General features: G+C 74.8%; 22 protein-coding genes. 9 read left to right on the top strand and 13 right to left on the bottom strand.

What is annotated here, in order from left to right; all coding sequences use genetic code 11:
- Nucleotides 1-239 precede the first annotated feature (239 nt).
- Nucleotides 240-1,484 (bottom strand): ROK family transcriptional regulator, encoded by a 1,245-nt coding sequence (locus AAHZ94_RS06455; protein ID WP_349991272.1) that lies wholly within the window; start codon nt 1,482-1,484, stop codon nt 240-242.
- Nucleotides 1,485-1,619: 135 nt separating this feature from the next.
- On the opposite strand from AAHZ94_RS06455, the gene AAHZ94_RS06450 reads away from it, so the two are divergent.
- Complete coding sequence (locus AAHZ94_RS06450; RefSeq protein ID WP_349991271.1) at nt 1,620-2,936, top strand: MFS transporter; 1,317 nt, start codon at nt 1,620-1,622, stop codon at nt 2,934-2,936.
- 38 nt (nt 2,937-2,974) lie between these two features.
- On the opposite strand, the gene AAHZ94_RS06445 is transcribed toward AAHZ94_RS06450, so the two are convergent.
- Nucleotides 2,975-4,411, bottom strand: a complete 1,437-nt coding sequence (locus AAHZ94_RS06445; RefSeq protein ID WP_349991270.1) for a uracil-xanthine permease family protein — start codon at nt 4,409-4,411, stop codon at nt 2,975-2,977.
- A gap of 595 nt (nt 4,412-5,006) precedes the next feature.
- On the opposite strand from AAHZ94_RS06445, the gene AAHZ94_RS06440 reads away from it, so the two are divergent.
- The 3 genes from AAHZ94_RS06440 (at nt 5,007) to AAHZ94_RS06430 (ending at nt 8,659) form a co-directional block, all read left to right on the top strand.
- Nucleotides 5,007-6,281 (top strand): TauD/TfdA family dioxygenase, encoded by a 1,275-nt coding sequence (locus AAHZ94_RS06440; protein WP_349991269.1) that lies wholly within the window; start codon nt 5,007-5,009, stop codon nt 6,279-6,281.
- Between the two features lie 157 nt (nt 6,282-6,438).
- Nucleotides 6,439-7,548 (top strand): inosamine-phosphate amidinotransferase 1, encoded by a 1,110-nt coding sequence (locus AAHZ94_RS06435; RefSeq protein ID WP_349991268.1) that lies wholly within the window; start codon nt 6,439-6,441, stop codon nt 7,546-7,548.
- A 385-nt stretch (nt 7,549-7,933) separates the two neighbouring features.
- Entirely contained in the window at nt 7,934-8,659 is a 726-nt protein-coding gene (locus tag AAHZ94_RS06430) for a DUF5995 family protein (RefSeq protein WP_349991267.1), read from the top strand.
- 141 nt (nt 8,660-8,800) lie between these two features.
- On the opposite strand, the gene AAHZ94_RS06425 is transcribed toward AAHZ94_RS06430, so the two are convergent.
- Complete coding sequence (locus tag AAHZ94_RS06425) at nt 8,801-10,516, bottom strand: flavin monoamine oxidase family protein (RefSeq protein ID WP_349991266.1); 1,716 nt, start codon at nt 10,514-10,516, stop codon at nt 8,801-8,803.
- 409 nt (nt 10,517-10,925) lie between these two features.
- Nucleotides 10,926-11,732 carry a carbon-nitrogen hydrolase family protein gene (locus AAHZ94_RS06420; RefSeq protein ID WP_349991264.1) on the bottom strand — a complete coding sequence of 269 codons (807 nt, stop codon included), beginning with the start codon at nt 11,730-11,732 and terminating at the stop codon, nt 10,926-10,928.
- Nucleotides 11,733-12,194: 462 nt separating this feature from the next.
- Between AAHZ94_RS06420 and AAHZ94_RS06415 the strand changes: the two genes are divergently transcribed.
- Complete coding sequence (locus tag AAHZ94_RS06415) at nt 12,195-12,851, top strand: Repetin (RefSeq protein ID WP_349991263.1); 657 nt, start codon at nt 12,195-12,197, stop codon at nt 12,849-12,851.
- Between the two features lie 487 nt (nt 12,852-13,338).
- On the opposite strand, the gene AAHZ94_RS06410 is transcribed toward AAHZ94_RS06415, so the two are convergent.
- Nucleotides 13,339-13,794 carry an Lrp/AsnC family transcriptional regulator gene (locus tag AAHZ94_RS06410; protein WP_349991261.1) on the bottom strand — a complete coding sequence of 152 codons (456 nt, stop codon included), beginning with the start codon at nt 13,792-13,794 and terminating at the stop codon, nt 13,339-13,341.
- 197 nt (nt 13,795-13,991) lie between these two features.
- On the opposite strand from AAHZ94_RS06410, the gene AAHZ94_RS06405 reads away from it, so the two are divergent.
- Nucleotides 13,992-14,237, top strand: a complete 246-nt coding sequence (locus AAHZ94_RS06405) for a hypothetical protein (protein ID WP_349991259.1) — start codon at nt 13,992-13,994, stop codon at nt 14,235-14,237.
- A gap of 82 nt (nt 14,238-14,319) precedes the next feature.
- Here AAHZ94_RS06405 and AAHZ94_RS06400 read toward each other — a convergent pair whose 3' ends face one another.
- Together AAHZ94_RS06400 and AAHZ94_RS06395 are read right to left on the bottom strand one after the other, a co-directional pair.
- Entirely contained in the window at nt 14,320-15,021 is a 702-nt protein-coding gene (locus AAHZ94_RS06400) for a class I SAM-dependent methyltransferase (RefSeq protein ID WP_349991257.1), read from the bottom strand.
- 252 nt (nt 15,022-15,273) lie between these two features.
- On the bottom strand, nt 15,274-16,035 hold the full coding sequence (locus AAHZ94_RS06395; RefSeq protein ID WP_349991255.1) for a TetR/AcrR family transcriptional regulator: 762 nt from the start codon (nt 16,033-16,035) through the stop codon (nt 15,274-15,276).
- Nucleotides 16,036-16,190: 155 nt separating this feature from the next.
- Here AAHZ94_RS06395 and AAHZ94_RS06390 point away from each other — a divergent pair, with 155 nt between their 5' ends.
- Nucleotides 16,191-16,487 carry a DUF1330 domain-containing protein gene (locus AAHZ94_RS06390; protein WP_349991253.1) on the top strand — a complete coding sequence of 99 codons (297 nt, stop codon included), beginning with the start codon at nt 16,191-16,193 and terminating at the stop codon, nt 16,485-16,487.
- 90 nt (nt 16,488-16,577) lie between these two features.
- Here the strand turns inward: AAHZ94_RS06390 and AAHZ94_RS06385 are convergent, their stop codons facing one another.
- Both AAHZ94_RS06385 and AAHZ94_RS06380 read right to left on the bottom strand, forming a co-directional pair.
- Nucleotides 16,578-18,017 carry a GuaB1 family IMP dehydrogenase-related protein gene (locus tag AAHZ94_RS06385; protein ID WP_349991251.1) on the bottom strand — a complete coding sequence of 480 codons (1,440 nt, stop codon included), beginning with the start codon at nt 18,015-18,017 and terminating at the stop codon, nt 16,578-16,580.
- Nucleotides 18,018-18,389: 372 nt separating this feature from the next.
- The gene (locus AAHZ94_RS06380; protein ID WP_349991250.1) at nt 18,390-18,713 is read right to left on the bottom strand and encodes a plasmid stabilization protein; all 324 of its coding nucleotides are present in this window, start codon (nt 18,711-18,713) and stop codon (nt 18,390-18,392) included.
- 310 nt (nt 18,714-19,023) lie between these two features.
- On the opposite strand from AAHZ94_RS06380, the gene AAHZ94_RS06375 reads away from it, so the two are divergent.
- Both AAHZ94_RS06375 and AAHZ94_RS06370 read left to right on the top strand, forming a co-directional pair.
- Complete coding sequence (locus AAHZ94_RS06375) at nt 19,024-20,175, top strand: baeRF2 domain-containing protein (protein WP_349991248.1); 1,152 nt, start codon at nt 19,024-19,026, stop codon at nt 20,173-20,175.
- 133 nt (nt 20,176-20,308) lie between these two features.
- On the top strand, nt 20,309-20,662 hold the full coding sequence (locus AAHZ94_RS06370) for a hypothetical protein (protein WP_349991247.1): 354 nt from the start codon (nt 20,309-20,311) through the stop codon (nt 20,660-20,662).
- Here the strand turns inward: AAHZ94_RS06370 and AAHZ94_RS06365 are convergent.
- The 4 genes from AAHZ94_RS06365 to AAHZ94_RS06350 form a co-directional block, all read right to left on the bottom strand.
- On the bottom strand, nt 20,590-21,618 hold the full coding sequence (locus AAHZ94_RS06365) for a sugar-binding transcriptional regulator (RefSeq protein ID WP_349991273.1): 1,029 nt from the start codon (nt 21,616-21,618) through the stop codon (nt 20,590-20,592). The genes AAHZ94_RS06370 and AAHZ94_RS06365 overlap by 73 nt on opposite strands.
- 127 nt (nt 21,619-21,745) lie before the next feature.
- Nucleotides 21,746-22,441 (bottom strand): ribulose-phosphate 3-epimerase, encoded by a 696-nt coding sequence (gene rpe, locus AAHZ94_RS06360; protein WP_349991245.1) that lies wholly within the window; start codon nt 22,439-22,441, stop codon nt 21,746-21,748.
- 327 nt (nt 22,442-22,768) lie between these two features.
- Nucleotides 22,769-23,440, bottom strand: coding sequence for a response regulator transcription factor (locus AAHZ94_RS06355; protein WP_349991243.1), 672 nt, complete (start codon nt 23,438-23,440; stop codon nt 22,769-22,771).
- A gap of 90 nt (nt 23,441-23,530) precedes the next feature.
- Entirely contained in the window at nt 23,531-24,748 is a 1,218-nt protein-coding gene (locus AAHZ94_RS06350) for a sensor histidine kinase (RefSeq protein ID WP_349991242.1), read from the bottom strand.
- Nucleotides 24,749-25,004: the final 256 nt, after the last annotated feature.

The following is a 25,004-nucleotide window of genomic DNA, read 5'->3' as shown; positions in this document are numbered from 1 at the left end:
GGGGGGGCGGGCGGGGGGGGGGGGGGGGGCGGGGGGGGTGGTGGGGGGGGGGGGGGGGGGGGGGGGGGGGGGGGGGGGGGGGGGGGGTGACTGCCGGAGCGGTTAGCTGGCCATCCGGCCGTGCTCCGTCCGGCTCTCAGCGACCCCGGCCGTTCCGGCAGCCGCGCCCCCGCCCCCCGGCCACGACCTCCGGGCCCCTCGCCCCGGCCGCCCCGGCCATCCCACCGCGCGGCTCCGGTTCACCCCTCCGGCGCGAACAGCTCCTCCTGCGCCGCGTCCCGCGCCATCAGCACCGCGCCGCGCAACACCGCGGCGCCGCCCACCGTGCCGGCCCGCACCTCGGTACGGACCGGGGACATCCGCGCCACCCGCTCCCCCCCCCGGCGGGCCAACTCGTCGCCGCCCGCGTGGCCGCTCTCGCCGCCGATGACCACGCAGCCCGGGTCGAGCACCGCACTGACCGCGGCGACGCCGATCGCCACGCCGTCGGCGTACGCGTCCAGGAAGCGGTCCGCCGGGCCGTCGGCGTCCCCGGCCACCGCGGCGACCGCCGCGCGCAGCACCCGTTCCGCGCTCTGGACGTCGTCGGTCTCGGCGGCGAGCCCGTGCCGGCGGGCGAGCGCGCCCAGCGCGGCGGCGCCCACCAGGGAGTGCAGACCGCCGTCGCAGGCGGCAGCGGTCGGCATGGCGCCGGTGCCGGGCACCGGCAGGAACCCGATCTCCCCCGCGCCGCCCGAAGTGCCGCGCCGCAGCGCCCCGTCGAGCACCACGGCGGCGCCCGTACCCCCGCCGAGCCACAGCAGTACGAAGGTGTCCCGGTCGCGGGCCGCGCCAAGGCGCTGTTCGGCGACCGCGGCGAGGTTGGCCTCGTTCTCCAGCAGCACCTGGGCCCCGAAGCGCTCGCGCACCGCCGCCACCAACGCGGCGTGCCAGCGCGGCAGCCACCCCACGCCGTCCAGCGCGCCGGTGACCGGGTCGAGCAGGCCGGGCGCGCCGAGGCCGATGGTGTGCAGCGGGGTGGCGCCGGCCCGGGCCACCGCGCGCTCCACCAACTCCACGGCCGCCGCCACGTCGGGCCGCCGGCCGCGCCGCCCGTCCGGCACCGTCGCCGACTCGGCGTCGATGGGCATCGACACCTCGGCCCGGGTGCGGCCGAGGAGATCGGCCACGCAGACCGTGATGCTGTCGGTGCGCACGTCGATGCCGGCCAGATGGGCGCGGTCCGCGACGATCCCGTACAGCTTGGCGTTGGGCCCGCGCCGCTCGGCGCCGGCCTCGCCGACGACGGTGATCAGCTTGGCGCCCTGGAGCCGCTCGACGAGGTCGGCGACGGTGGGCCGGGACAGGCCGGTGAGCTGCTTGAGCTGACCTGCCGTCAGAGGGCCTTCGCGCTGCAAGAGGCCGAGCGCCAAACGGTCGTTGATGGCGCGGGCGGTGCTCGGGGAGGCGGTCCGCACTCCCTGGTGCAGGCGCGTCGGGGTCATGCCGGAATCCTTGCACGGCGCTCAGAAATTCTCTATTTATTAGGCAGGCTTCCTGATAGTTTCGCCGCGCTCCGGGGAACGCTCCCCGGGAACCTCGTAGACGGGCCCGGCAACGGGCCGGGAGAGCTGGGGACGATGCGGCAGGTAGGGACGGAAGCGGACGGGCAGGGGCTGCCAGCCGGTGCGCTGCGGCGGGCGCGTATCGCCGTGGCTCTGGTCTTCGCGGTGCACGGCGCGGTGACCGGCAGCTTCGCCACCCGGGTGCCCTGGATTCAGGACCACACGGCGGTCAGCGCCGGCCAACTGGGGCTGGCCCTCGCCTTCCCGGCCATCGGCGCGGCGGTCGCCATGCCGCTGGCGGGCTGGGTCAGCCACCGGTTCGGCGCCCGGCCCGCGCTGCGCGGGCTGCTCGCGCTGTGGACGCTTTCCCTGGCACTGCCGGCGCTCGCCCCGGGGTTGGCCACGCTGTGCGCGGTGCTGCTCGTGTACGGCGCGACGGCGGGCGTGGCGGACGTCGCGATGAACGCGCTCGGTCTGGAGACCGAGGCCCGGATCGGCCGGTCGATCATGTCCGGGCTGCACGGGATGTGGAGCGTGGGGGCGCTGCTGGGTTCGGCGGTCGGCACCGTCGCGGCCCATGCCGAGGTGGACGCCCGGGCCCATCTGGCGGTGACCGCCGCGGTGCTCACCGTGCTCGGCACAGTGGCCTGTCAGGGCGTGCTCAACCTGCGGAGCGCCCCGGACGAGCACCCGCCGCCGCACTTCGCGCTGCCGCCGAAGTCCGCCCTGGTCATCGGGGCCGTCGGGTTCTGCGCGGTGTTCGCCGAGGGCGCCAGCCTGGACTGGTCGGCGGTCTACCTGCGGGACGAGCTGAGCACCTCGCCCGGTCTCGCCGCCGCCTCCACCACGGCCTTCGCCTGCACGATGGCTATCGCCCGGCTCTCCGGGGACGCGGTGGTGACCCGCTTCGGGGCGGTGCGTACGGTGCGGGCCAGCGGCGCGTGCGCCACGCTCGGCGGCGTAGTGGTGATCACGGCCGGCCATCCGGCCACGGCGCTCGCCGGGTTCGCGCTGCTGGGGCTCGGCGTCGCGGTGGTGGTACCGCTGGCGTTCGCCGCGGCCGGCCGCAGCGGCCCGGCGCCGAGCCAGGCCATAGCGGGCGTCGCGACGATCACCTACACCTCGGGGCTGATCGCCCCGTCCGCGATGGGCTCGGTGGCCGACCTGACCTCGCTCACGGTCTCGTTCGGCCTGGTCACCCTGTTGGCCGTGGGACTGGTCGCGGGCGCGGGCGTCCTGCGCGCGGCGGGTCAGCCGATGTCGGCCCGGACGGGGCACGGGCCCGGCGACGGTGGGTCGGACGGGGCTGGCGGCGGGGCCGTACGTGGTGTGGCGCAGGCGCCGGGGGCGGTGGATGCGCCGGGGGCGGCGCGGGGCGGGCGGGATGCGTAGGCGCGCCCACACTCCGCCGCGCGCCCGGCGCACGCCTTTCAGCCCTGGTCAGGCCGCGGGCCGGGCCGCGCTCCATCCGGCGCCGCACCGGGCGCCGCACCGCTGTCGTCCGTGTCGTACCCGGTCGTCCCGCCGTCCAGCAGGCCCGGGTGGTGGGTGCCGGCGGCCTTGGAGAGCCAGCGCAGGGCGTGGTAGCCGGTGAGCACGATCAGGGTGCCGAGCGCGATGCCGCTCAGTTCGAAGTTGTCGGTGAACTTCAGCGAGACGCCGCCGATGCCGACGATGACGCCCGCCGCGGCCGGCACCAGGTTCAGCGGCTGGGCGAAGTCCACCTTGTTGCGCACCCAGATCTGCGCGCCGAGCAGGCCGATCATGCCGTACAGGATCACCGTGATGCCGCCGAGCACGCCGCCGGGGATGGCGGCCACCACGGCGCCGAACTTGGGGCACAGCCCGAAGAGCACGGCGAAGCCGGCGGCGGCCCAGTAGGCCGCGGTGGAGTAGATGCGGGTGGCGGCCATGACGCCGATGTTCTCCGCGTACGTGGTGGTGGCCGGGCCGCCGACCGCGGTGGAGAGCATCGTGGCGGTGCCGTCGGCGGCGATGGCGGTGCCCATCTTGTCGTCCAGCGGGTCACCGGTCATCTCGCCGACGGCCTTGACGTGCCCCGCGTTCTCCGCGATCAGCGCCACCAGGACGGGCAGCGCGACCAGGATCGCGGACCACTCGAAGCTCGGGGCGTGGAAGGTGGGCGTGCCGATCCAGTCCGCGTCCGCGACCCCGGAGAAGTCGACCCGCCAGTGGTCGGTCACCTTGCCCGAGCCGTCCGCCGAGTGGATCTTGCCGGCGGTGCGGTCCAGCACCCAGGACAGCGCGTAGCCGAAGAGCAGGCCGAGGAAGATCGCGATGCGCGCCCAGAAGCCGCGCAGCACGACCAGGGCCAGCCCCGTGAAGAGCATGGTGGCGAGCGCCGTCCACTGGTCCTGGGGCCAGTACGTGCCGGCGGCCACGGGCGCCAGGTTGAAGCCGATCAGCATGACCACGGCGCCGGTCACCGCGGGCGGCAGGACCGTGTGGATGACGTGGCCGCCGATGAGCTGGATGATCACGCCGCTGAGCGCGAGCGCCGCGCCGACCACGAACAGCGCGCCGGTCAGTGTCCCCGCGTCACCGCCCTGGCCGGCGATGACGGCCGCGACGCCGACGAAGGAGAGCGAGGAGCCCAAATAGCTGGGGATGCGCCCGCGGGTGAGCAGCAGGAACAGGATGGTCGCCACGCCCGACGCCATCAGGGCCAGGTTCGGGTCCAGGCCCATCAGCACCGGGGCGACGAAGCACGCGCCGATCATCGAGACGACGTGCTGGGCGCCGAGCCCGGCGGTACGTCCCCACGACAGCCGCTCGTCCGGCTTGACGACTTCCCCCGGCAGCAGTCGCTTGCCGTCCCCGTGCAGCTTCCATCCGAAGCCCGCCATGATCACTCTCCACTGTGCGACGGCTCTGCGCACCGCAGGGCCCGGGTGATGATGAGTGGACCACCCCATCGGAGGCAAACCGAGCCATAAGCCCGCGCACCGCACGGGGCGGGCGGTGGTCGGACCACACCACCGGCCGGTACGCGCCAGCTCCCTTGTGGATCAAGGCCGTTAGCCCGTTCGGCCGACCGCCCGGCACGGGGTTACGGGCGGCTGCGGGGCGGTGCGCCGGGTGGGGTGAGGATCGCGGGCCGGTGCGCCGGGCGGGGCGGGTCGCTGCCGACGCGGGGCACGGGGCCTCGGCGTACGACGCACGTACCGTACGGGCCGGGCCATGGGCCGGGCAACGAGCCGGAGCGCGGGCCGGGGGCGGGCCACAGGCCGGGCCACGGGCCGGAACGGGGACCGGGCCGGGGACCGGGCCGTGCGCCGCGTCCCGGTTGCGACGGGTGGGGCCGCCGGCGAGCATCGGGGGCAGTTCACGCCGCGGGGGAAACGGGCGCCGGCGCCACCCCGGGCGGCACCGCGTCCACCCGTCCACCGCGCCACCGATCCGATGGGGGCCACGGTGTCCGTACCCGCCCATGACACGCGTTTGCCGCACGCTCCTCCCGCGCCGGGCGCGACCACGGCGTTCGCCGCGCCGCACGCCGCATCCGCGGAGGTCGCCGCGACGACCGAGGTCGCCGCTTCCGCCGATGTCGCCCATCCGCCGCGGCACACCCTCGGCCCCGAGTCCTTCGCCGTCGTCGACGGTCAGGACAACGCCCGGATCACCCGGCTCGCGGGCGCCCTGCACGACGCGCACCCCGACGTGTGGCACTCGCCCGCCGCGTTGGCCGAGGCCGGCGCAGCGATGGCCGCCGCGCTCCCCGCGCATCTGCTCAGGGCCGCCCACCGGCACCGTGGCCTCGGCAACCGCCACCAGGCCCTGGTCGTACGCGGCCTCACCCCCGCCCCCGGGCTCCAGCCGACGCCGGCCACGCTCACCCCGCCGGCGCTGGGCCGCGCCGCGCGCCAGGGCATGCTGACCCTGCTCGGCGTGATGGCGCTGTTCGGGGAGCCGTTCGCGTTCGCCGCGCTCTACGAGGGGCGGCTGGTCCAGCACGTGGTGCCGGTCCCCGGCCAGGAGGAGGCCCAGACCAGCGGCGGCAGCCGGGCCTTCTTGGACTGGCACGTCGAGGACGCGTTCCGCCCGGACCGGTGCGACTACCTGGGCCTGCTGTGCCTGCGCGGCGACCCGTCGGCCCGCACGCTGTTCTCGGCCGTCGGCGCGGCCCGTCTCGACGCCCGCACGGAGCGGACGCTGCGCGAGCCGCGCTTCACGGTAGGACCCGACCTCGCGCACGCGCACGCGCGTGGTGCGGTGCAGTCCGTGGAATCCGTGGCAGGGGTGGGCGGGGCGAGTGCGGTAGGCCCGGTGGGTGCTGCGGAGCAGGTGGGGCCCGGGGGTGCGGCAGGCCCGGCGGACGCGACCGCGCTGACGGGCCCCGCGGGTGCGGCAGGCCCGGCAAGCACGGCGGGCCACGGCCCGGCCCCGGTCCCGGACGGGGCGGCCGTATCCGTGCTGAGCGGCAGCCCCAGCGACCCGGAACTCCGCTACGACGCCGTCTACCTGCGCCCCCTGGACCCCGCCGACCAGGAGGCGGCGACCGCGCTGCGGCGGCTCGGGACGGCCCTGGAGCGCTCGGCCGTCGGCCACGTACTGATCCCGGGCGACCTGCTGGTGCTGGACAACCGGCGCGCCGCGCACGCCCGCACGCTCTTCGCGGCCCGGGGCGACGGCACCGACCGGTGGCTGTTGCGCGTGATGACCTGCGCGTCCCCGCGGGCCCACCGCCGCCGCGGGGCACGACACGTGATCGCGTGAGCCCGTACCGCCGCGCAGCACTGCCCGTACCGCCGCGCACCGCTGCCGCTCGTACGCACCACTGCGCACCGCCCGTACGCACCACTGCGCACCGCCCCGCGCGCCTCTCGTCCCGCCGCGCACCGCCCGCGCTCGCACCCCCGGAAGGAGCCGTGTCGTGACCACGGTCGAGAACACCCCCGCCGGCGCCACCCCGCGCACGGCGCCGCCGCGCGCCGCCAGCTCTCACGCCGAGTTCTCGCCCCTGGTGGAGGTCGTGGTCGGCACCGCCGTCGGCGCGCGGCTCCCCGTATCCGACCCCTCGTCCTGGCTCAACCTCCACCCCGAACTCACCGCGCCCGAGGCGGCGCAGGTGCCCACCGGGCCGTTCGACCGCCGCGTCGTCGAGGAGACCGAGGAGGATCTGGCGTGTCTGGTGCGGTTGCTGGAGGGCCTTGGCGTGACCGTGCACCGGCCGGCCGCCGTGGACCACGGGGCGGCGTTCGCCACCCCGCACTGGAGGAGCCGCGGACTGTACTCGTACTGCCCGCGCGATCTGACGCTGGTGGTCGGGTCGACGCTGATCGAGGTGCCGAGCCCGATGCGGGCCCGCTACTTCGAAACCAGCGCGCTGCGCCCGCTCTTCCAGCGCTATCTGACCGCCGGATCGGCCTGGCTCGGCGCGCCCAAGCCCGAACTGCGCGCGGACCTGTACGGCGTGGACGACACGGGCCGGCCGGTGCTGCGGAACACCGAGCCGGCCTTCGAGGCGGCCAACGTCCTGCGGTGCGGCCGTGACCTCTTCTACCAGGTCTCGGGCAGCGGCAACGAGATGGGTTTCACCTGGCTCACCCACACCCTGGCCGCGCTCGGCGACTACCGACTGCACCCCGTCCGCGACCTCTACCCCCACACCCACATCGACAGCACCCTGTCCCTGATCCGCCCCGGCCTCCTGCTGGCCAACCCGGCCCGGGTCACCGAGGACAACCTGCCGGCGCCACTGCGCTCCTGGGACCGGATCTGGTGCCCCCCGATGAACGAACCCCAGTCCCCGACCGGCGCCCACCCGCTCAGCTCACCCTGGATCGGCATGAACCTCCTGATGGTCGATCCCCACCTGGCGATCGTCGACGCCGCCCAACACGAACTGATCGCGGCGCTCGAACACCACGGCGTCCAGGTCGCAGGACACACCCTGCGGCACGCCCGCCTGCTCGGCGGCGGCCTGCACTGTGTCACCCTCGACACGGTCCGCACGGGGACGGCCACGGACTATTTCGGGTAGCGCGGTGGCCTGGCCGAGGGCCTGGCGGCTCTACGCATCGGCGCTCCCCCTACCCATCGGTTGGCCTCCCGCGCCGTACGCGTACCGCAAACGAGCGCGTGGGCTGCGCCCCGGCAACCAGGTCACAGCCAACGACTTTCGCCAACAGCCGCGGCGGCGATCGCCGTCAAGGCTTGGTCACAGCCGGCGGCACACCCGAAGGAAACCCCGCCGCCACCCACCACTTCGCACCCACCCCACACCCACCCCCACGACCGCCTCACCCCCCGCCGTGCCGGACGGCCATGTTCCGTTCCGGCCACCCGGCTTGCCCACGGTTCATCCGTTATGAGGAAGCGGCCTCCGAGGGCTGCCGGGCAGGCGTTCGGGCTGGGACGCTGACCGCATGACGCAGACCGAACACCGCTCAGCGACCCGCCCCGTCCCGCAGCGCACCGCCCCGCCGACCGTGGCGCAGGCGCTGCACCGGATGGTCGGCCTTGAGCGCACGCTGCCCGAGCGGGACGGGGTCGCCGTGTTCAACGGGGTCTACCTCGCGGTCACCCAGGAGGTCGCGGACCGACTCGCCGCAGGCTACTTCCACCAGGGGCCGGCGGCCGAGGAGTTGGCGGCCAGGTTCGCCGCCCGCTACCTCGCCGCGGTGGACGCGGCGGCCGGCGGCAGACGGCCGCCAGCGGCCTGGAGACCACTGTTCGAACTGCGCCGGCACCCCGGCGTGCGCCCGGTCCAGTTCGCACTGGCCGGCATCAACGCGCACATCGGCAACGACCTGGCCCTGGCGCTGCGCGACACCTGCGTCTCACTCGGCTGCGCGCCGGGCACCCTGGAGGCCGACTTCGACCGGATCGGCGACGTACTGACCGGCCTGGAGGAACACATCCGCGAGGACCTGATGCCGGGCCCCGACCTGCTCGACATCGCCGACCCGCTCACCCACCTGGTGGGCGCCTGGAGCCTGGACCGCGCCCGCGACGCGGCCTGGGGCTCCTTCCGCGCCCTCTGGGGCCTACGCGAACAACCCGACCTGGCCCGCGAGTTCGCGGAACGCGTCGACGCCAGCATCGGCCTCGTCGGCCGGGTGCTGCTGACGCCGTTGGTGGGGGTCGCGTAGGGCGCGTACGGGGAGGTCAGAGGCAGCCCCGAGCGGGGCGGGCTCGGCTCGGCTCGGCTTGGCTTGGCTCGTAAGCGGCACACAAGGTTGCCCCCATACGCACTGCGCATGACCATCGAACCCCGCTCCGCGAGCCCCTCCTCAGTCCTCCGGCAGTGCCACCGGCTCTATCGCGTCGTACACGTCGCCCGGGCCCGGGTTGGTCGCGTCCGTGGTGCCGGCGAAGTGGTGGAGGACGCCCCAGACGGCGTTCAGCGCGGTCTGCACGGCGCCCTCGGCCCAGCCCGCCGTCCAGGAGATGTCGTCGCCGGCCAGGAAGATGCCGCGCTTGTCGGCGGGCAGTCGGTCCTGCATGAAGTGGGTGAACAGGCGGCGCTGGTAGCGGTAGTGGCCGGGCAGGTTGGCCTTGAAGGCGCCCATGAAGTACGGCTCGTTCTCCCAGGAGACCGTCACCGGGTTGCCGATGATGTGCCGCCGGATGTCCACCTTGGGATAGATCTCGCGCAGCGACTTCAGCATGACCTCAAGCCGCTCGTTCGCGGACAGCGGCAGCCACTTCAGACTGTCGTCGCACCAGGTGTAGGAGAGGCAGATGACGGCCGGCTGGTCGGGCCCGTTGTCGAGCAGGTAGGTGCCGCGGGTCATCCGGTCGGTGAGCGTCATGCTCATCACGTCGCGGCCGGTCTCCTCGTCGGTGTCCAGCCAGAACGGCCGGTCCACGGGGACGAAGAGCTTGCTGGACTCCATGTAGTGGGTCCGCTCCATCGCCGTCCAGTGGTCGATGGGGAAGAGCGAGTCGTCGCAGTCGATCTTGGACAGCAGTAGCCAGCTCTGCGCGGTGAAGACCGCGGCCCGGTAGGTGCGGACGTCGCCGGTGGCATCGGTGACCGTGATCCGGTTGCCCGCCGTACGGTTCAGCCGGGTGACCGCCGGCCGCGGCGCGCCCTCGTGCAGCGAGCTGAGCGAGGTGCCCCGCGCCCAGTGCACCAGCTTGTCGGGGGCGTGCTCCCACAGCCGCTCGGGGAGTTGCTGGCTGCCGCCGACGATGCCGCGGTGGTCGTCGTCGGCGCCGGTGTAGACGACGCGCAGGATCTCCAGGATGGAGTTGGGGAAGTCGGTGTCCCAGCCACCGGTGCCGAAGCCGACCTGGCCGAAGATCTCCCGGTGCCGGAAGGAGGCGAAGGCCGGCGAGTCGCAGAGGAACCCGTAGAACGTCTGGTTGTCCAGCTTCTCCACCAACTGTGCCCAGATGGCGCGCATGGCCGGCACGTCGCGCTCGCGGATCGCCCGCTGCATGGCGGCGAAGTCCGCGCCCTCTTCGAGGCAGGCGTTCCACGCGTCCATCACCTGGTGGTAGACCTCGGGCAGGTCGTCCAGGGTGCGCGCGTAGTGGGCCTGGCCCTTGAGGTCCACGACGGTGGAGGGCGTCTCGGGGGCGAGCGGGTTGGGGAAGGGCCGGGTCTGGAGGCCCACCAGGTCGATGTAGTGCTGGAGCGCGGTGGAACAGGGCGGGAAGCGCATCGCGCCCATCTCGGCGGTGAGCGGCTGCCCGTCGTCGGTGGTGCAGCCGTCGAAGCGCGCGGTGCGCAGCCGGCCGCCGATCTGGTCGGCCTCGTAGACCACCGGCCGCAGCCCCATCTTCATCAGCTCGTACGCGGTGACGATGCCGGACAGCCCGCCGCCGATGATCGCCACCTCGGCGCCGTGCTCGGTGGCCGGGACCTGGCCGAGCCCGGCCGGGTGCGCGAGGTAGTCGTCGTAGGCGTACGGGAAGTCCGGGCCGAACATGGTCAGCGGCGGACTGGCCGGCTGCGGCGACTGCTCGTCGTGGACGGCGGTGGGCACCGTGGACGTCATGGGACGCGACTCCTTGCGGGCGGGCCCGGGCAGCCGGCGCCGGGGGACGGGCTGCGCGGGGTGGGTTGCTGCGCAGGGGTGGGTTGGCTGCGCAGGGTGGGTTGCCTGCGCGCGGGTGGGTTGCTGCGCAGGGTGGGACGAGGTGGGTGGGTGAGTGCGTGGCTGGGCCGCGCGTGCCTGGGTGTGAGGGATGCGAGGGGTGTGCGGGGCACGCTGGGGCCGGCCGCTACCCGCGCGAGGTTGGCCGGTCGGTCTCCGCGCGTAGGGTGGGCCGGCCGCTACCCGCGCGGGGTGGGCTAGTCGGTCTTCGCGCGCGGGCGCGCGCGAGGTGGTTCGGCCGGCCGGCCGGTTCCGTAACAGGACTTTCCGTACGGCACGTTCCCGTGCGGGGCTTGCCGTACGGGCCGGGTCAGCCGATGGTCGTGTACAGCGCCGGCCTGCGGTCCGCCAGATACGGGTTGGCCTGCCGGGAGGCGGTGAGGAAGGCGGGGTCCAGGTCGGCGACGACCAGTTCGGGGTGGTGGCCGGCGCGGGCCCTGGCGATGCCGTCGGGACCGGCCAGGCAACTGCGCCCGATGAACTCGAACTCGCCCTCGGGCCCGGTGCGGTTGACGTACGCGACGTAGAGCTGGTTCTCGAACGCCCGGACCGGGACGAGGGATTCGGCGACGAACTGGAAGGGGTGCATCTGCGCCGTCGGGACCAGCAGCAGATCGGTGCCGGCCAGAGCGTGGGCGCGGACGTTCTCCGGGAACTCGACGTCGTAGCAGATCATGGCCCCGACCCGGAGGCCGGCCAGCTCCGGCAGCTCGACCTGCACCACGGGGGTGTCGCCCGGTGTGAACCAGTGCTGCTCGAACTCCCCGAACAGATGCGTCTTGCGGTAGTTGAGCAGCCGCTCGCCGGCGGCGCCGATCAGTTGGGCCGAGTTGTGGACGTGGTCGCCGGCGCGCTCCGGGTAGCCGTAGCAGACGGCGACGCCGTGTCGGGTCGCGGTGCGGGCGATGGCCGCGGCGGACGGGCCGTCGGCCGGCTCGGCGAGTTCGGCGATGCGGTCCCCGATCGCGTACCCGGTGAGGAACAGTTCGGGGACGGTCAGCAGCCGGGCGCCGGCGGCTGCGGCCCGCTCGGCCGCCTCGTCGATGAGGCGCAGGTTGTGGCCGACGTCCCCGAGTCGTCCCGAGCTCTGGAGCAGGGCGGTACGCGGCGTGGTCATGGAACCCCTCGGGCGGTGCGGCGGGCCCGGGGGCCGCGGCGGTGGGCAGGACGTGCGGGCGGCGGCCCGCACCGGTGACGGGGCCGCGCGGCGGACCGGCCGCCGGCAGTGCGGCGGGCGGGTTCGGCGCGGCCCTGTAGACGGTACGGCCGGCCGCCGACGTCGGACAAGGCGCGTCCATTGTGCGTCAGGGGACGATTCGTTGCGCATCCGGGCCGCTGTGCGGCGATTCGTTGCGTCGCGCGTTCGCGCAGGTGGTGTGGGGTGCCGTCAACCCTTGGTGGCACAGTGCGGGGCGGCTGGCTACCTCTGTGGTGGGAGCGCGGCAGGTGGCGGGGCGACCAGGTGCGTACGTGCGGTCAACCCGTGGCGCGATGTGCCCGACCCGGGTCGGGCGGCAGGCTGATCTTCATCACCACAGCCGGTCGGGAACCGCCCGATCGGCGCCTGGAAGGGGCCACCATGAGCCGTTTCTCCCTCCGCATGCCGGCCGCCACGCCGACCCGAATACGGATGGGCGCGCTGGGCGCCGCCCTCCTGTTAACGGCCGGCGCCGCCGGTGCCGCTGCCGCGTCCGACGGGGACGGTGCGGGCGACCGTACCCGCCGGGCCGGCCAGGCCGCCCCGGCCGACGGGTCGGCGTCGGTGCCCCTGCCCGCCGCGCCGCCCGCGGCGCACGGCGAGCGGCAGGCCCCGAAACAGCCCGAGCAGAGCCTGACCGGGGCGGCGAAGCTGAGCCGGCCCGACGGCGATGACGTGCGGTTCTCCTTCGACGCGCACGGCGAGCCCGACGCCGCCCGGGGCACCTTCCGCTTCCGGCACGTCTCCGCGAACAAGCGGGGGTTCGCCGAGGGCCGGATCGACTGTCTGTCGTCGGGCGGCAAGGTCGCCGTGGCCACCGGCATCGTCACCAAGACCGACGTGCAGGACCTGGAGGGGCTGCGGATCGGCTTCACCGTGCACGACAAGGGCCCCGGCAAGCCGGACCGGCTCGGCTACAGCTGGGCCGGCACCAACGACCCGACGGTCACCAAGGACCTGCCGCCCTGCGTGAGCTCGGCGCCCTTCGAGACGGTGGAGCGCGGCGACTTCACGGTCGTCTCAATGGACCCGCAGTAGTCCCCCCGCCGCACCGAGGCTTCCCCGCCGCACCGAGCCGGCCCGCCGTCGCGGCACCCGCCGTACCTGCCCGCAAGGGCTGGTACGGGTCGGCTCTCCGTCCCCTGCTAGACCCCCGGCCCGGGGCCGTCACACCCCGCGCCGGGCGGCCGGACGACCGGTCCGCGCCGCTGGTGGCCGCTCTGCGCCAGCGACGCTGACCCGACGCCGGGCCCGTGACACGGCCGCCTGGAGCACGGCCGGCCACGGGGCCCGGCAACCGCTGCCCGTCCCCCTCCCCGGGGCGGGGCTCACCGGCGGACCGTCCGGTTCCGGCGGTCGCCAGTCGCGCGCACGGATCGCGCGGCCGGTGACCGCCCCTGCGCGTTCGCGGGCCTGCCGCGTACCGGCTCTGGGCCTCGCTGCCTGCCCACTCCCGAGACCGCCGCGTGCCCACGCTCCCGGGCCCCGCCGCGTACCCGCCTTCGCGTCGAGCGCCCACCACCGGTTACGTCGGCGCGCCCGAACTGAACCGGCGCAGCAGCGGCGAGAGCACCAGGACGGACTTGGTCCGCTCGACGAAGGGCTCGCCGGCGATGCGTTCCAGGACCCCTTCGAAGTGCCGCATGTCGGAGGCGAAGACCTGCACGATGGCGTCCGCCTCGCCGGTGATGGTGGAGGCCGACACCACCTCGGGGTAGCGCGAGAGGCCCCGGTGGATGTCCCGGGGCGAGGTGTTGGGCCGGCAGTACAGTTCGACGAACCCTTCGGTCTGCCAGCCGAGCGCCACCGGGTCCACCCGCACCGTGAACCCGGTGATCGCCCCCTCGGCCCGCAGCCGGTCCACGCGCCGCTTGACGGCGGGGGCCGAAAGCCCGACCTCGGCGCCGATGTCGGCGTACGAGCGGCGGGCGTCCTCGGCGAGGGCGTGCACGATGCGTTCGTCCAGCGGGTTCAGTCGCACGGCGGATGGTTCATTTCTCTACGGCGCCCGGCCAGCAGCGACCGGTGGGCGGAACGGCGGATCGAGCCCATCGTCACACGAGCACCACCCCACGGGCCGCCCGGCGCCCCCGCCGCCGCCCGATCCCCCTGCCGCCCCGCCCCGTCCGGGCCCCCCTGGGACACTGGCCGCACATCCACGGAGAGGCTGGTCCGCCCATGATGCTGCTCGCCGAACTCTTGGTGAACCTGTTGCCCAGCAGGACCGACACCCGCGCCCGCTACCTCTGGTCCGCCCTGGTCTTCGCACTGATCGCGGGCTGCGCCGCGTACGGCGTCGGCCACTTCTACGGGCTGCCCTGGACCAGGGCGCTGACCTGGGGTGCGGTGGCTGCGGGCGGTGTTGTCCTCGCGTACGGGGTCGTCGGCCTCGGCTCTCTGCGCCGGGCGCGGGCGAGGGGCTAGCGCCGGCCGGGGAACGACGTCCGGTGGGCGCGGACGGCGGGTGTGGGCACCGGGTACGGGCGGCCCGGGGCCCGGGTCGCGGTCAGTCGCACGGGGCCGGTACGGCCCGTACCCAACTGTGGTCATCGGTCAGATAGCCGTCCAACGCCAGCCCTGCGGCGGCGAGTTCGGCCTCGAACAGGGCGTCGGGGACCACCCGCGAGACGAAGGAGTGGCTCCACTCGGCGCCCTCGAACCCGTACTCCATGCGCACCGCGACCCGGTCGGTGCCGCGGCGCTCCACGGCGGCGATCTTGATGCGCTGGCCGTCGCGCTCCCACTCCCTGGGGACTCTCGACTCGTCGTGCCACTGGTCGTTCTCGCGCTGGATCAGTACGCAGCCGTTCGACGCGACATGGCGCGCGCAACTCGCCAGCAGTTCACCGCAGAGCGCCGCGTCCGCCGTGTTGACCAGGAACGACGCCAGCAGCACCACGTCGAAGCGCTCACCGAGGTCGAGTCCTTCGATCGGCGCGCAGACCGTGCGGGCCTCCTTGACGTACGCCAGCATCTCCGGGGACTCGTCCACCGCCACCACCTGGAAGCCGTGCGCCAGCAGCGGCCTGGTCAGGCGGCCCGCGCCCGACCCGAGTTCGAGCAGGCTGGCGCCGGCGGGGGCGTGGGCGGCCACGATCGCCGGCTCGCCGCCGGCGGGCAGCCGCGCGTACATCTCCACCGCACATCCGTCGGGCGTGATGGGCCCCGGCCCGGTCCCCTGGCTTCCCTCACGTGGCGTGGCGTCCATCCCGCCATCACAACACGGGTCGCGCGGGTGCGAACAGACCTCGTACGTAGGCGGGTTGCCCATCGGGGCGGACCGGGCGGCGCGCGGCGGGCCCGGCGGGACTGGTTGGCCTGGTGGACCTGACGGCCCGGCCGTGCCCGTGGGCCCGGGTGGCCCGGCGGGCCTGGTTGACGCAGCGGGCCTGGTTGACGCGGTGGGCAAGGTCAGCTTGGTCGGCTCAGGCCGCCTCGTCGGCCCGGTCGGTCGCGCGGCTCAGGCGTCCGCGTCCACCGCCGGGGGCGCGACCGGGGCCGGGCCCGCCGTGGGGCCGAGGTCGCGCACCAGGTCCAGCGTCTCGGCCCGGTACAGCGCGGCCGGATCGGTGTAGACCGGGCCCAGATGGCCGTGGATCTCCAGGGTCACCAGCCCGTGCAGCCGGCCCCAGACGCGCAGCGCGCGGGCGGCGACGGCAGGGGTGAGGTCGGGGACTTCGGCGCGCACCCGTTCCCGATAGGCCGGCGGGAACCCGGACCAGTCGGCTACCTGCTGCTCCTCGTCGCCAGTGGCCGGGCGCCGCAGGTCCGCGCTCGCCTCGGCCACCAAGCGGTTGAGCCCACCGCAGATGCGCAGCGCAGCCTCGGCGAGCGGCCCGGACCCCGCGGGCGGCTGATAGCCGGGGATCGGGTCACCGTAGACCAGGTGGAAGCCCTGTGGGTTGGCCAGCGCCCAGGTGCGCAGGGCCTGACCCCAGGCGAGCAGGCGCTGTTCGGGGTCGGCGGGGGCCGCGTCCCTGGCCGCTTCCAGGGCGTCGGCGAGAGCGGAACTCATCTGCCCGATCAGCGCGGTGACCAGGTCGTCGCGGGTGGCGAAGTAGCTGTAGATGGCGCGCGGCGTCATGCCCATCTCGCGCGCGATGCCGCGCAGGGAGATCGCCCCCGGGCCCTCGGTGGTCAACTGCCGCAGTGCGATCTCCAGGATCTGCCCCGTCGCCTCGGCACGCAGCCGCTCGCGCCGACTCATCGCCAAACCCGCCATCTCGGCCACCGTGCCACCCCTCGATCCGCCGCTGTCTCGGTCCGTCGCCGGGCCTGGCCCTCGTTGCCAAATCTCCGGCGTTCCATAACTATACGGCGTGTCATGTTTCTCCGCCGTATCAGCCCGGCCGTCGGCCGCGCTGAAGGGAGTTCGCCATGCCTGCATACGTACTCGTCGACGCCGAGGTCCACGACCCCGAGGTGGCCGCCCGCTACCGGGTGCTCGCCGAGGAGTCCATCGCGCGCTACGGCGGGCGCTACCTGATCCAGGGCACCGTCCCCGAGGTCATCGAGGGCGACTGGCCGGCCGGTCGGGTGGTGACCACGCTGGAGTTCCCCGACCTGGACCGGGTCAGGGAGTGGCACGCCTCGCCCGAGTACACCCGCGCGGCGGCGCTGCGACAGGGTGCGATCGACGTCCGAATGCTGTTCGCGGAGGGGCGCGCGGCCTAGCCGTCGCGAAGGGACGCGCGACCTACCGCCTCGGAGGGACGCGCGGCCCGGCGCGGCCCGGTGCTCGCCTCCGGGCCGCGCGGTCTGCCGCTAGGACCAGCTCGCGTGCAGCGGCTTGCCCTCCGCGTAGCCGGCCGCACTCTGCACGCCGACCACGGCCCGCTCGTGGAACTCCGCCAGCGAGCCGGCGCCCGCGTACGTGCAGGAGCTGCGCACGCCCGCGATGATCGTGTCGATCAGGTCCTCGACGCCGGGCCGCGCCGGGTCGAGGAACATCCGCGAGGTGGAGATGCCCTCCTCGAACAGGGCCTTGCGGGCCCGGTCGTAGGCCGATTCCTCGCTCGTGCGGTTGCGCACCGCCCGGGCCGAGGCCATGCCGAAGCTCTCCTTGTAGAACCGGCCGTCCGCGCTCTGCTGGAGGTCGCCCGGCGACTCGTACGTACCGGCGAACCACGAGCCGATCATGACGTTGGACGCGCCGGCGGCCAGCGCCATGGCGACGTCGCGCGGGTGGCGCACGCCGCCGTCGGCCCAGACGTGCTTGCCGAGCCGGCGGGCCTCGGCGGCGCATTCGAGCACGGCGGAGAACTGCGGGCGGCCGACGCCGGTCATCATCCGGGTGGTGCACATGGCGCCGGGGCCGACGCCCACCTTGATGATGTCGGCGCCCGCGGCGACCAGGTCGCGGACGCCTTCGGCGGCGACGACGTTGCCCGCCACGACGGGCACCTGCGGGTCCAGCGCGCGCACCGCCTGGAGCGCGTTGATCATCGACTCCTGGTGCCCGTGCGCGGTGTCCACCACCAGCGTGTCCACGCCGGCGTCCAGGAGCGACTTGGCGCGCCCGGCCACATCGCCGTTGACGCCGACCGCAGCCGCGACCCGCAGACCGCCGGCGGCGTCGGTCGCGGGCGTGTACAGAGTCGCGCGCAGCGCGGCCTTGCGGGTCAGGATGCCGACCAGCTTGCCGTCCCGGTCCACGGCCGGCGCCAGCTTGCGGTGCGCGGCGTCGAGCCGGTTGAAGGCGACGCGCGGATCGATGTCCGCGTCGAGCACCAGCAGCTCCTTGGACATGACCTCGGAGAGCTGCGTGAAACGGTCCACCCCGGTCAGGTCGGACTCGGTGACGACACCGACGGGGCGGCCGTCGGAGACCACGACGCCCGCGCCGTGCGCCCGCTTGGGCAGCAGCGCCAGCGCATCGGCGACGGTCTGGCCCGGCGCCAGCACGATCGGGGTGTCCAGGACCAGGTGGCGGGTCTTGACCCAGCCGATGACGTCGGTGACGACCTCGATCGGGATGTCCTGCGGGATCACCACGAGTCCGCCGCGCCTGGCCACGGTCTCCGCCATCCGCCGGCCGGCGATGGCCGTCATGTTGGCGACCACCAGCGGAATGGTGGTTCCGGTACCGTCCGGCGAGCTGAGGTCCACGCTCTGTCGAGAGCCGACCGCGGAACGGCTCGGCACCATGAAGACATCGTCGTACGTCAGGTCATGGGACGGCCGTACATCGTTCAGGAATCGCATGCTAACTCTCTCACCTGCGGTTATTGCGGAGGGGCGGGTGGGGAGTCAGCGCCGGTCCGGCGACGCGGAGACGGCGTTCCGGGCTGCGGCTCCTACGCCATCATCACCGATCCACACCGCGAGTGGCGAACCCGCGTTCCCATCTGTGTACCTTCCACCGAGCTGCCGTTCCCGATGTTCGTGGCTTCCTACGATGGTGCCCGGGCGGGCTCTGTGGTGTGGGGCTGGTGGGGTGCGGGTGGGCGCGGGGGCCGGGTGGGCCCAGGCACGTCTCGGCGCGGACAGGGCTCCCGTCGGCGACGACGTCCCACCAACATCGGCATCGGCGTCCAAGCCGGCGCCCGCAAACGCCACCGCAGCCCCACACGACCTTCAGCGGCCGACCGCCTTCGCCAGTTGCGCCTTGTTCATGGACGAGCGGCCCTCGACGCCCTTGCGCTGGGCCTCGGCGTAGAGCTGGTCGCGGGTGGGGCCGGCCGCGCCGCTGTGCGAACGCTTGCCGCCGCGGCGTCCGGAAGAGATGTCCTGCGTCGACGTACGGCTCGCGGTCCGGGACTCGCCGGCCCTGGCGCGCTCCTTGTTCACCGTACGGGCCGCGATCTCCTTGGCCCGCGCGGTGCTGGCGCCGCGCTCCTGCTGGCTCTCCTTGATCTTCTCGTACTGCCGCTCGCGCTTGTCGCTCGAACCTCGGGGCATGGTGCTGCGCCTCCTCGAAGGGCGTCGTGGTCAGGTCCGGTGCGCGGCCAGGCGCACCGCCTCGGCGTACGGGCCGCGGGGGGCCTGCCGAGGCCCGTCGGCCGCCTGCTGTCCTGGGCCGTACGCCGTCCCGCACCGACCCGCACCGGCCCGTATCCGGCGGCCCTGCCCCGGTACCCGCCCGCGGCGCGGGAAAACCGACCGGATGACCGGCGATCGGCCGCCTGCGTTCAGGTTTCCGCTGGCCACCAGCGGTTACCCGGCCCGGACGGGCGATGCCGGCCCCGAGAACCCACCACGAGGAGGCACCATGCGTCTGTCGCTGCTCAACCCGATCCTCACCCACGACGGCCCCTGGGCCTCGGTGTACGTGGACGCCTCGTACACGACGCAGGACGCGGCCAAGCGGCAGGAGTTGACGGCCCGGGCCGCGGCGCAGGAACTGGCGGACCTCGGGGCGCCGGCCGCGACCTGCGAGGCCGTGCACACGGCCCTGGCCGGCCCGGTCGGGGACGGCCCGATCGGCCGGCCGAAGGCGTCCGGCAAGCGCGCCGGGCGGGCCGTGTTCGCCGCCGGCGGCGAGGTCGTGATGGACGTGCCGCTGCCGGGCCCGCCGGCCGCGCCGCTGACCACCACCTGGTCCACGCTGCCCCGGCTCACCCCCCTGGTGCGCGCCGTCGGGGACTCCCCCACCTGCCTGGTGGCGTACGTGGACCGGGTCGGAGCCGACTTCGAGCTGCACGACGACGCCGGCGAGCGGGAGCAGGGGCAGGTCAGCGGTGCCGACTGGCCGGTGCACAAGACCGCGTCGGCGGACTGGTCCGAGCGCCACTTCCAGACGGCCGTGGAGAACACCTGGGAGCAGAACGCGGCGGAGATCGCCGCAGCCACGCACCAGATGTGGCAGCGCACCGGCGCCGACGTCCTGCTGCTGGTCGGCGACGCCCGGGAGCGGAAGGTGGTGCGTGACCTGCTGCCCGAGCCGCTGCGGTCGCGCACGGCGGAGAGCGAGCACGGGGCGCGGCCGACCGGTCCGCAGAGCCCGCAGCTCGCCCGCGACATCGCGCAGGTGCGCGCGGTACGCGAGGGCGAGCGCGCCGCCGAGGTGCTGGACCGCTACCACGCCGGGCGCGAGGACGACGGCGGCGGGCAGGCCGTCGCCGGCGTGCCGGCCCTGGTGGAGGCGGCACGGGAGCACCAGATCGACACGCTGCTCCTCGGGCCTGCCGGGCCGGACGCCGGGCGCGAGATGTGGGTGGGTCCGAAGGGCGACCAACTCGGGCTGCGCAGCACGGAGTTGCAGTACCTCGGCGAGGTGCATCCGGCGGCGGCCCGGGCGGACGACGCGCTGCTGCGGTCGGCCGCGGCGGGCGGGGCCGACGCCCTCGTCGTCAACGACCCGGGCGCCGCTCCGGTCGGTGGCCTCGGCGCCCTGCTGCGCTGGCCGGCCGGCCCGCACTGAGACGCCCGTCGGCCGGCCGCCCCGTACCACCGCGCCGCTGGGTTCGGTTCTCGTACACCCAACCCCCCGGGGGCACCGCGGCATCCGGTCGGTCGCCGCTCGTCCCGCCGCAACGAGACCCGGCCGGGCCGGTGTGTGCGGGCGGCTCCACCACATCGGCGGCGCCGGGCTGCGGAAACGGTTGCGGGGGGGGGGGGGGGGGGGGGGGGGGGGGGGGGGGCCGCCCCCGCGCCGCCCCCCGCCCGCCGGGGGGGGGCGGCGGGGGGGGGGGGGGGGCCCCCCCCCCGCGGGGGGGGGGGGGGGCGCACCGGGGGGGGGGGGGGGGGGGGGGGGGGGGGGGGGGGGCCGCGCCGCCCTCGTACCGCCCGCCGGCAGTCCGTGGTCAGCCGCTGGTGGTCGCTGGTCGAGCCGCCGTCAGCCCGTGCCGTCCGGGTCCGCCCGGTCCAGCGCCGGGCGGGGCCCCGGGCCGGTCTCCAGGAGGAGGTAGTCGGCGACGGCCGCGTCCGTGACCAGGCTGGTCACCAGGCCGGAGCGGAGCACCGCGCCGATCGCCTCCGCCTTGCGCAGCCCGCCCGCGATGGCCACCACCTCGGGAATGCGGCGCAGCCGGTCGGCCTCCACCGTGATGCAGCGTTCGCCCAGGTCACGGCCGATGCGCCGGCCCTCGGCGTCGAACAGGTGGGCCGACATCTCGGCCGCCGCACCGAGCGAGGCGTACTGGGCGCGCTCCTCCTCGCTCAGCATGTCGTAGACGGTGGAGATGCCCGGCGCCCACGAGCCGATGGAGACCGCGGCGACGGTGACCTTGTCGAAGTAGTCGAAGGCGCGGGCGATGCCGGGCTGGCGGCGCAGCGCGGCGGCGGTCGCCGAGTCGGGCAGCAGCATCGGCGCGTAGATGGGGTGGGCCTCGCCGCCGGCGACGGTGGCGGCCCTGCGGACCGCCTCGACCGAGCCGCGTTCGGCCGTCCCCGCGTCGTACACGCCCGTGAGCTGGACGACGGTGCACTGGGGCAGCCGGTGCAGGGCCGCCGCCATGTTGATCGTCGAGCGGCCCCAGGCGAGGCCCAGCACGTCGCCCTCGGTGACCAGCTCGCCGAGCAGGTCGGCGGCCACCTCGCCCAGGTTCTCCGGGTCGGTCGGGGCGCCGCCCGCGGGGGCCGACGCGTCGTCCGCGCCCTCCGTCAGCGGGGCCGGCGCGGACTCCACGACCACCGCGTGGCGCAGCCCGTAGCGGGCGCGCAAGGCGTCCGAGCGTTCGGCGTCGAGCTCGGCGGGCACCCGGATTTCGATCCGCACCAGATCGCGGTCGAGCGCCGTCTCCAGCACCCGGGCGACCTTGAAGCGGCTGACGCCGAACTCCTCGGCGATCTGGATCTTGGACTTGCCCTCCAGGTAGAAGCGGCGCGCCATGGCTGCCGCCTGCACCAGCTCGGCGGGTCCCATCCGCATGGCTGAACGGCCCGTCGACACCGCGTTCTCCTCACTGTTCACGTTCTAGAACCAACCGTCATCCTGTCAGAAACGGCGGTCCTTGGTTCGCCCTTTACCTTGGCGTTCACCAAGCCGTGGCTCAGTGTCCGCATGACCATGCGGCGGTGGCCGTCGCCTGCTGGGCCTGGGCCCGCAGGCGACGCACCGCATCGGCCGGGTCGTCGGCGCCGTAGACGGCGGAACCGGCCACGAAGACGTCCGCGCCCGCCTCAGCACAGCGTTCAATGGTCGAAGACGAAACCCCTCCGTCCACTTGCAGCCACATCTGGAGGCCGTGCCGTGCGATGAGCTCCCGGGTACGGCGGATCTTCGGCAGCATGATGTCGAGGAACGCCTGGCCGCCGAAGCCGGGTTCGACCGTCATCACCAGCAACATGTCCAGTTCGGGCAGGAGGTCCTCGTACGGCTCGATCGGCGTCGCCGGCTTGAGCGCCATCGACGCCCTGGCACCCTTGGCCCGGATCTCGCGCGCCAGCCGCACCGGGGCGCGCGCCGCCTCCACGTGGAAGGTCACCGATGCGGCGCCCGCCTCCACGTACTGCGGGGCCCAGCGGTCCGGGTCCTCGATCATCAGGTGGCAGTCGAGCGGCACGCCCGACGCCTTGCCGAGCGACTCGACGACCGGCACGCCGAGCGTCAGGTTCGGCACGAAGTGGTTGTCCATCACATCGACGTGCAGCCAGTCGGCGCCATCGGGGCCCGATACGGCTGCGGCCTCGTCCGCCAGTCGGGCGAAGTCGGAGGACAGGATGCTGGGGCTGATCTGAACGGCCATACCGCCAAGCCTGCCACGCCCCGCGCCACCCGGCGGACGCGGGACCGCCGCCCGTGCGCTCGGGCCGCGCCCCGGCACCCAGCGCGGTGCCACGGCCGCTCGCATCGGGCGGGCCGGGCGGCCGGCCCGCGGGTGGGGCCCGGGGTCTCACCGGCTGCCCACCGGCCCGCGGGTGAGGCCCTGGCCGCGCCGCGTTCGGGTGGCGTACGGCAACGGCGTGACCTGCGGCTTCGGCGGCGGGCCCACGCAGCGGGGCGATGCCGTGCGCGGGCCGTGATCACCGCGCACCCGCGGGCCCGGGGGCACCGGCCGGTCGCCGCGGCCCGCTCAGCGCGGGGGTCTCGCCAGCCCCGACTGGTAGGCGTAGACGACCAGTTGGGCGCGGTCGCGGGCGGCGAGTTTCGTCTTGGCGCGCTGGACGTGGGTGCGTACGGTCAGCGGGCTGACGAAGAGCTCCCGGGCGATCTCCGCATCCGACTTGCCGTCCGCGACGAGGCCGAGCACCTCGCGCTCGCGGGCGGTCAGGGTGGCCAGTTGGGTGGCGAGCGCCGGTGGGGCGTCCGGAGCCGGGGTGGCCAGGAACCGGGTGATCAGGGAGCGGGTGGCGGCGGCCGACAGCAGTGCGTCACCGGCCGCGACGGTGCGGATGCCGGCGAGGAGCGCATCGGCCGACACGTCCTTGCCGAGGAAGCCACTGGCCCCCACCCGCAGCGCTCGGGCGATGTGCTCGTCCGTCTGGAAGGTGGTGAGGATCAGGACGCGGGTGTCCCGCAGCGCGGGGTCCGCGCAGATCTCGGCCGTCGCGGCGAGCCCGTCCGTACCGGGCATGCGGATGTCCATCAGGACGACGTCGGGACGGTGCGCACGGGCACCGGCGACGGCACTCGCGCCGTCCGCGGCCTCGGCGACCACCGTCAGGTCCGCGCAGGAATCGATCAGCATCCGAAACGTCGCCCGCAGCAGGGTCTGGTCGTCGGCGAGGAGTACGCGGATGGTCATGGGGCCCTTCAGGGGTCGATGGGTGGCGGGTCGGGGGCGGGCAGGGCACGGCCCATGGGTGGATCGGGTGGGATCAGGGTGGGACAAGGGTCAAGGGTGGATGGGGAGTTCGGCGGTGACGGTGAAGCCGCCTTCCGGGCGGCGCCCGGCCCGGAGCCGGCCGCCGGCGCTACGGGCCCGCTCCCGCATGCTGATCAGCCCGAAGCCGCCACCGGGCAGCGCCGGCCCACCGCTCCCGCCACCACCAGCGCCGCCACCACCGCCACCGCCACCGTCCCCGCTCCCCCTCCCACCCCCGTCGCTGACCGTGAGCGTCAGCAGCTCGTGCGTATAGCCGAGTCTGACCTGCGCGGTTCCCGTGGCGGCGTGCTTGGTGACATTGGTCAGCGCCTCCTGGACGATCCGGTACGCGGTGAGGTCCACGCCGGGCGAGAGCGGGCGCTCCGTACCGTCCACGGCCACGCTGACCTGGAGCCCGGCCGCGGCGAACGCGGTGATCAGCTCGGCGAGCCGGCCGAGCCCGGGCGCCGGCTCGGGCGGGTCGTCCCCGTCGTCCGGATCGTCGGGCTGACGCAACAGGCCCACGGCCGCCTGGAGTTCGCGCAGGGCCGACGCGGTGGTGTGGGACAGCGCGCCGAGTATCTGCTCGGCCTGCTCCGGGCGGCTGCGGACCAGATGGGCCGCGGTGCCCGCCTGCGCGTTGGCCAGGGCCATGTGGTGGGCGACCACGTCGTGCAGTTCGCGGGCGATGCGCATGCGTTCCTCACCCACCCGGTGCCTGGCCTCCTCCTCGCGGGTGCGCTCGGCGAGTTCGGCCCGGGTGTGGACCGCCTCCAGATAGGCGCGCCTGGCCTGGACGGCGGCGCCCTGGATGACCGGGAGCAGCAGCCAGAAGACGGTCGGCCCGACCCGGTCGGTCCAGGGCAGTACGGCATCCTCCGAGCGCAGCGCCGCGTACACGATCAGCCCGGTGACCCCGAGGCCGTACAGGTGCGCGGTCCGCTGCGGCACCCGCACGGCCACCTCGTACAGCGCCACGATGACCGGGAGCAGCAGCAGGGGGCCGAGTTCGTAGCCGAGCGCGCCGGAGGCGGCGGCGACCCAGCCGGTGCCCAGCACGGCCGCGCCCGGGTGCGTGCGGCGGAACAGCAGGGTGAAGCAGGAGCCGGCGGCGATGACCGTGCCGACCGTCCAGCCGGGGCCGCCGCGGTCGTACTGCTTGGCGGTGATGACGTACACCAACGCCAGGAACGCACCCTCGACGAGCCGGGGGTGCCGGTCGGCGTACCGCTGCAAGCTGGCGAGCATGACTTCTCCGGTCGTGGGCCTTGGCCCATGGTCGGCGACAGGGCAGCCGGGCGGCCAGCGGCCCCGTGCGGGCAGCGGCCACGTGCGGGGCGGGGGGGCGGGGCCCCGCCGGCGGGCCCGCCCCCCCCCCCGCCCCCGGGGGGGCGCCCCCGGGCCCGCCCCCCGGGCGGGGCGGGGGGGCCGGCCGGTCCCACCCCCCCCGGGGGGGCGGCGCGCGCGCGCCGCCCGGCCCGGGTGGTGCGGCCGGTGCCGAGTG

Origin of the sequence: Streptomyces sp. HSW2009 (assembly GCF_040240285.1) — a bacterium.
In the GTDB taxonomy this organism is placed as follows: Bacteria; Actinomycetota; Actinomycetes; order Streptomycetales; family Streptomycetaceae; genus Streptomyces.
This window is presented reverse-complemented; position numbering and strand designations above follow the sequence as displayed.

Bases quoted from the DNA above. Each gene is read 5' to 3' on its own strand.
- AAHZ94_RS06455 (WP_349991272.1), bottom strand. From the start codon at position 1,484: ATGACCCCGACGCGCCTGCACCAGGGAGTGCGGACCGCCTCCCCGAGC.
- AAHZ94_RS06450 (WP_349991271.1), top strand. From the start codon at position 1,620: ATGCGGCAGGTAGGGACGGAAGCGGACGGGCAGGGGCTGCCAGCCGGT.
- AAHZ94_RS06445 (WP_349991270.1), bottom strand. From the start codon at position 4,411: ATGGCGGGCTTCGGATGGAAGCTGCACGGGGACGGCAAGCGACTGCTG.
- AAHZ94_RS06430 (WP_349991267.1), top strand. From the start codon at position 7,934: ATGACGCAGACCGAACACCGCTCAGCGACCCGCCCCGTCCCGCAGCGC.
- AAHZ94_RS06425 (WP_349991266.1), bottom strand. From the start codon at position 10,516: ATGACGTCCACGGTGCCCACCGCCGTCCACGACGAGCAGTCGCCGCAG.
- AAHZ94_RS06420 (WP_349991264.1), bottom strand. From the start codon at position 11,732: ATGACCACGCCGCGTACCGCCCTGCTCCAGAGCTCGGGACGACTCGGG.
- AAHZ94_RS06415 (WP_349991263.1), top strand. From the start codon at position 12,195: ATGAGCCGTTTCTCCCTCCGCATGCCGGCCGCCACGCCGACCCGAATA.
- AAHZ94_RS06405 (WP_349991259.1), top strand. From the start codon at position 13,992: ATGATGCTGCTCGCCGAACTCTTGGTGAACCTGTTGCCCAGCAGGACC.
- AAHZ94_RS06400 (WP_349991257.1), bottom strand. From the start codon at position 15,021: ATGGACGCCACGCCACGTGAGGGAAGCCAGGGGACCGGGCCGGGGCCC.
- AAHZ94_RS06395 (WP_349991255.1), bottom strand. From the start codon at position 16,035: ATGGCGGGTTTGGCGATGAGTCGGCGCGAGCGGCTGCGTGCCGAGGCG.
- AAHZ94_RS06390 (WP_349991253.1), top strand. From the start codon at position 16,191: ATGCCTGCATACGTACTCGTCGACGCCGAGGTCCACGACCCCGAGGTG.
- AAHZ94_RS06385 (WP_349991251.1), bottom strand. From the start codon at position 18,017: ATGCGATTCCTGAACGATGTACGGCCGTCCCATGACCTGACGTACGAC.
- AAHZ94_RS06380 (WP_349991250.1), bottom strand. From the start codon at position 18,713: ATGCCCCGAGGTTCGAGCGACAAGCGCGAGCGGCAGTACGAGAAGATC.
- AAHZ94_RS06375 (WP_349991248.1), top strand. From the start codon at position 19,024: ATGCGTCTGTCGCTGCTCAACCCGATCCTCACCCACGACGGCCCCTGG.
- AAHZ94_RS06365 (WP_349991273.1), bottom strand. From the start codon at position 21,618: ATGGGACCCGCCGAGCTGGTGCAGGCGGCAGCCATGGCGCGCCGCTTC.
- rpe (WP_349991245.1), bottom strand. From the start codon at position 22,441: ATGGCCGTTCAGATCAGCCCCAGCATCCTGTCCTCCGACTTCGCCCGA.
- AAHZ94_RS06355 (WP_349991243.1), bottom strand. From the start codon at position 23,440: ATGACCATCCGCGTACTCCTCGCCGACGACCAGACCCTGCTGCGGGCG.
- AAHZ94_RS06350 (WP_349991242.1), bottom strand. From the start codon at position 24,748: ATGCTCGCCAGCTTGCAGCGGTACGCCGACCGGCACCCCCGGCTCGTC.